This window comes from Synechococcus sp. R6-5 (genome assembly GCF_047461775.1).
Lineage (GTDB): Bacteria > Cyanobacteriota > Cyanobacteriia > Thermostichales > Thermostichaceae > Thermostichus.
The window spans coordinates 1-5,405 of record NZ_JANSHV010000008.1 but is presented as its reverse complement, the minus strand read 5'-3'; the positions used below and the strand labels follow the sequence as shown (position 1 = coordinate 5,405).

The window sequence follows — 5,405 nt, the reverse complement described above, 5'->3', positions numbered from 1 at the left end:
GGTTGCTGGGTTTGATGTCGCGATGGATCACCCCCTTGATGAGATGGCCATTCTGCTCGGTCTCTGGGTTGTGGGCGTAATAGAGACCGGCACACACTTGGCGGGCCATCCTCACCACCTGTTGAGGCGGCAGCACCGGCTGCTTGAGCATCAGCTCCCCCAAACTGCGCCCCGTTAGGTATTCCATCACCAGGTAAGGTTGGTCGTTCTCTAGGCCATAGTCCAATACCTTGACAATGGCAGGGTGCTCCCCCAACAGCGTGCTGATGCGAATTTCCTGCTGAAAACGTTTGTGCAACTGGCGTCGGGTGTTGTCATCGCCTGCTAAGTTTTGGTGCAACAGCTTGACCGCCACCGGACGGTTGAACAGGCGCGTATCGACAGCCTTGAACACCCGCCCCATGCCGCCCGCTGCAATGCTGTGAACCAGTTGATAGCGCTGGCCGATCACTTTTCCAGGAGCAAGCTGGTGCATAGGCAGCCTAGGAGCATGTACCCTCTGATTTTAATGCGTGTTTCTCGGGAGTTTCTCTTGCCTTTCTCTGGGCACTACTGCCAAGCTGTTTTCACTGCTTAATGTGTCTTAATGTGTCCGATGTACTTACTTTTGAATACTTATTAAATACTTATTAAACGCCCTGCCAGCGATTGAAGGCTGGACAAAGACTGTGGACTACGGAGATCTACTTTAGAGCCGAGGGAATCTGATAGACTCATGCGGGCGCTTTGCCGGGTCTGTTCATTAGCTGTCTGTCGGGTGATTTATGCTGGCTAACTGGCTGCAAATTTCGGGGATCCCTCTAGCCATGATTGGCCCTGTTGAGAATCCGGTGCTGGTGTTTTTGATCATCCTGACCATCATGCTGGTGGCTCCCTTGCTATTTGAGCGGCTGCGCCTGCCGGGGATCATCGGGTTAATCTTGGCTGGGCTGGTGGTGGGGCCCTACGGCTTGGGCATCTTGCGGCGGGACGAGACCATCATCCTGCTGGGCACAGTGGGGCTGTTGTTTCTCATGTTCATGGCAGGGCTGGAGACCAGCCTGGAAGATTTGAAGCTCAATGCCGGGAAGGCCACCCTCTTCGGAGCGCTCACCTTTCTGTTGCCGATGCTCATTGGCACAGTAGCGATGTTGGCCATTGGGTATGGCTTTCTGGCGGCGGTGCTGGTGGCCTCTTGTTTTGCCTCCCATACCCTGATCGGCCTGCCGATCGTCTCCAAGTTGGGCCTGATGCGTCTGCAGACGGTAACGGCTACCTTGGGGGCCACCCTTATCACCAATGTCCTGGCTTTGTTGGTGCTGGCGGTGGTGGTGCGCGCCCACCAAGGGGAGCTGTCGCTGCGCTTTTGGCTGACGTTGATCCCTTCCATTGCCCTCTACACGTTTGCCACCCTGTGGGGGGTGCCTAAGCTGGGCAGTTGGTTCTTTCAACGCTTTGGTCACGACGAAGGAGCGGAGTTTACTTTTGTGATTGCCACCTTGTTTGTGGTGGCCTATGGAGCAGGGTTAATTGGCATTGAGCCGGTGGTGGGAGCCTTTCTGGCCGGGACGGCCATCACCCCTATCATCCCCCAGCTCAGCCCCCTGATGAACCGGATTCAGTTTATCGGCAACACCCTGTTTGTGCCTTTCTTCTTGATCTCGGTGGGGATGCTGATCAATCCCGGTATTCTCTTGGGGGAGCCGCGCACGCTGCTGGTGGGCGGAGTGATGATTGCAGCGGAGGTGGTGAGCAAGTTTCTGGCCGCTTGGATCCCGGCCCAATTGTTTGGCTGGCGCTTTGCCAGCGCTATGGTTATGTTCGGCCTGTCGATGGCTCAGGCGGCGGCTACCCTGGCGGCCATCACGGTGGCCTTTCAGGTGAAGTTGGTGGATGAGCTGACGGTGAACGGCATCATTGCCATGATCCTCGTGACCTGTGTTGCCTCGCCTTGGATTGTGGCCCGCTGGGGAGAGCAAATGCAGCCCACCGAAGTGGCGGCAGAGTCCACTGAATTGCCCAAGCCGGATTGGGGAGCTCGCGTCTTGGTGCCGGTGGCCAACCCGGATACTGAGAGGAACCTGTTACAGTTGGCTTTGATTTTGGCCAAAAAAGATGGGGGAACGCTGCTGCCGCTGCATGTTTTGTCTGACCGTGCCGGGATCTCGCCGGCAGCCCTGGCCCGGCAGGAGCAGTTGCTGACTTTCGCAGAAGCTCTGGCCCACAGCGCCGTGGCCCGAGTGGAGCCGATCCGGCGGGTGGATGACTCGGTGGAAAAAGGGATCATTCGCTCGGCGGCGGAACGGCAGGCGACCTTGGTGATCCTGGGCTGGAAGGGCTACTCCACCTATACAGAGAACTTTTTCGGCAGCATCATCGACGCGGTGGTGCGGCAGGTGGGGATCCCAGTGTTGATCACGCGGTTTCCGGTACCCATCGAGACGGCGCGCCGCATCCTCTTGGTTGCACCGGAGCTGGAGGTCTCTCCCGGATCCCTGCAGCAGACCATTGGGCTGGCGCAAACGCTGGCCGGCGAATTGAAAGCAGGTTTGCAGATCCTGCTGGTGCAAACCCGACCTGGGCGGAAAAGCTCCCCAGCCTTGCCGGCAGAAAGCTATGCCCACTTGCCGGTTCAGCGGGTGCAGGGGGGGGTGGTGGCGGAAGCCTTCAAAGCGCTGCAGCCAGGAGATGTGTTGGTATTGGTTCCCAGCGAAACCGGCAACCGGTCGCGTCTGGGCCGAGAGCCGGAGACCATCGCCCGCAACCGACCCAGCCTTCCCATCATCGTGGTGCATTTGCCACGGGATTCAGCTCATCCCTTGCGCCAAGGAGATGGGGTTCTGGCGGCCGCAGAGCCCACTTGACAGGGATGGCATTGGGGTGTTGTCTGGCGGACTGGAGCTCTTGTCTCAACTCCGCCCCGGCTCCCCTGGTAAACTGGGATACCCCAGGTTCGGAGCAGTCGTGAGCCAGAAGGGAGGCTTAGAGCCATAGACTATGTTGATTGAGGAAGTGGGGATAGTGCCCTGCGGAGCACAGGAGTATGGTTGCCTATTTGCTGGAAGTCGGCTGTGAGGAACTCCCGGCCAGTTTTGTGGATTCGGCCCTAGAGCAGTGGCGAACCGGGATCCCGGCCTCTTTGGCGGAGGCCCATTTGCAAGCGGAGCAGATGCAGCTTTTCGGTACGCCGCGCCGCCTGGCGGTTTTGTTGCAGGGGTTGCCCACCCAGCAGCCGGATCGCACCCTAGAGGTGAAAGGGCCGCCGGTTCAGGTCGCCTACCAAGATGGCCAGCTCACCCCTGCCGGGGAAAAATTTGCCCAAAAACAAGGGGTGGATCCCGGCAGCCTGGAAATCCGGCAAGTGGGCAAGGGATCCTTTGTGTTTGCGGTGCAGCGGGTGCGAGGCCGGCCAACAGCAGCTGTGCTCCAGGAACTGGCACCCGCCTGGATTACCAACTTGAGTGGTGAACGGCTGATGCGCTGGGCCTGCGGGGATCTGAAGTTTCCGCGCCCCATCCGCTGGCTGGTCTCCCTTTGGGATGATCAGGTGCTGCCTTTGCTGCTGCCGACCCACGAGGACAATTCCATGCCGGGCTTGGTGGCGGGGCGGGTGAGCCGGGGGCACCGCGTTTTGGGATCCCAGCAGGTTGTCCTGGAGCGGGCCGAGAGCTACGTTCAGCAAATGCAAGAGGCGGGGGTCAGCCCCGATCCGGCAGTGCGGGAAGCGTACATTCAGGCCGAGGTAACCAAGCTGGCCAGGCAAGTGAATGGGGAAGCGCAGATCCCTGCCCCTCTGCTGCGGGAGGTGGTGCAGTTGGTGGAGTGGCCGACGGCGGTTTTGGGGCGCTTTGAGCCAGAGTTTTTGCGCTTGCCCCCTGCGGTGATCGAGACGGTGATGATCACTCACCAGCGCTACTTCCCAGTACGGGATGGCCGGGATCCCAGAAAATTGCTGCCCTATTTCATCACCATCTCCAACGGCGACCCCCGGCAATCGGAGCGGATCGGGGCAGGCAACAGCCGTGTGGTGCGGGCGCGCCTGGCGGATGCCCGCTTTTTCTACGAGGAGGATCGGCGGATCCCCTTGGCGCAGCGGGTGGAACGCCTGCAGGCGGTTACTTTTGCTGAGGGGCTGGGCTCCATGCGGGACAAGGTGGAGCGCATCCGCCACATCAGCCGCCTCATTGCCGCTGCCCTGAACTTGGATCCCCAGGAGCAGGCGCTGGTGGATCGCACGGCTTACCTGTGCAAGGCGGATCTGGTTACCCAAATGGTGTACGAATTCCCCGAGCTGCAGGGGATCATGGGAGCCGAGTATGCCCGCCACGACGGTGAGCCGGAGGCGGTGGCCGAGGGGATCGAGCAGCACTACTGGCCTTTGGGGGCGGGGGACGCTTTGCCCAATTCCTTGACCGGGCGGGTGGTGGGCTGGGCAGATCGCCTGGATACCTTGGTGGGCATGTTTCACTTGGGGCGGATCCCCACCGGCTCCTCGGATCGCTTTGCCCTGCGGCGGGCCGCCAACAGCCTGGTGCTGGTTGCCTGGGATGCCGGCTGGACTTTTGACTTCAACTTGCTGTTGCAGAGCGTGGTGCAGGACTATGCCTTTGGCGATGTCCACACCTTGCGAGCCTTGCAGGAGTTTTTGGCCCAACGGATACAGACCCTTTTGCAGGAGGAAAAACGGATTGATTACGACTTGGTCAGGGCTGTGGTGGGGGATCCCGAGTCGGTCAAAGCGGAGGATCCCCAGAAGGCCGAACTCACCTTGCGGGCCCTGGGCAACCTGCCCTTGACCCTGCTGCGGGCGGAGTACCTGCAACACCTGCGGGCCACCGGGGAATTGGCGGATCTCTATCCCACCCTCAATCGCTGTGCCCGCCTAGCAGCCCAAGGGGATTTGGACTACGGTGTAACAGATCCAGCAGCTGCCGTGGATCCCGACCAGTTGCAGGAGGCGGCAGAAAGGGAGTTGTACGAGGCTTGCCAGAAAATCTATCGTCTGGGGGTGGAGCCGGCCTTACGGGGAGATTTTGTCCCCTTGGTGGAAGCTCTGCAAGCGGCAGCCCCTCAGGTAGCTCAGTTTTTTGAAGCCGTTTTGGTGATGGATCCGGATCCTGGTCGGCGGGCCAACCGGCTTAATTTGCTGGGGGTATTGCGCAACCAGTCCCGCCTGTTGGGGGACATGGGGGCTGTGGTCATGGCAGGGGAATCCTCGCCGGAGAAGACCCCCTAGCCGTTTCAGATCAGTTTACTTCGAGACAGATCCCCCTCACCCCCAGCTTCTCTCCCAGAGGGAGCTACCCCCCAAGGACTCTGTCCCGCTGGCGCGAACGGCTTGGGAATGGACATATCGTCATTTCCACTCAAACTCAGAACACTGTGCCCACACCTAAACCGTTGGTCGCGTCTTCGCGTCAGCGTTG

3 protein-coding genes are annotated in these 5,405 nt (G+C 60.1%); 2 read left to right on the top strand and 1 reads right to left on the bottom strand.

Annotated elements, in window-relative coordinates:
* Positions 1–475 (bottom strand): serine/threonine-protein kinase (locus tag NW818_RS00415; RefSeq protein WP_414423540.1); only part of this gene is annotated, 475 nt, incomplete at its 3' end.
* A gap of 289 nt (positions 476–764) precedes the next feature.
* Here NW818_RS00415 and NW818_RS00410 point away from each other — a divergent pair.
* Entirely contained in the window at positions 765–2,843 is a 2,079-nt protein-coding gene (locus NW818_RS00410; protein ID WP_414423539.1) for a cation:proton antiporter, read from the top strand.
* Positions 2,844–3,022: 179 nt separating this feature from the next.
* Positions 3,023–5,215: a glycine--tRNA ligase subunit beta gene (glyS, locus tag NW818_RS00405; protein WP_414423538.1), complete on the top strand. Its 2,193-nt coding sequence runs from the start codon at positions 3,023–3,025 to the stop codon at positions 5,213–5,215.
* Positions 5,216–5,405 lie beyond the last annotated feature (190 nt).

Excerpts from the sequence above, each read along its gene's own strand:
- NW818_RS00410 (WP_414423539.1), top strand. The coding sequence starts at position 765 with ATGCTGGCTAACTGGCTGCAAATTTCGGGGATCCCTCTAGCCATGATT.
- glyS (WP_414423538.1), top strand. The coding sequence starts at position 3,023 with ATGGTTGCCTATTTGCTGGAAGTCGGCTGTGAGGAACTCCCGGCCAGT.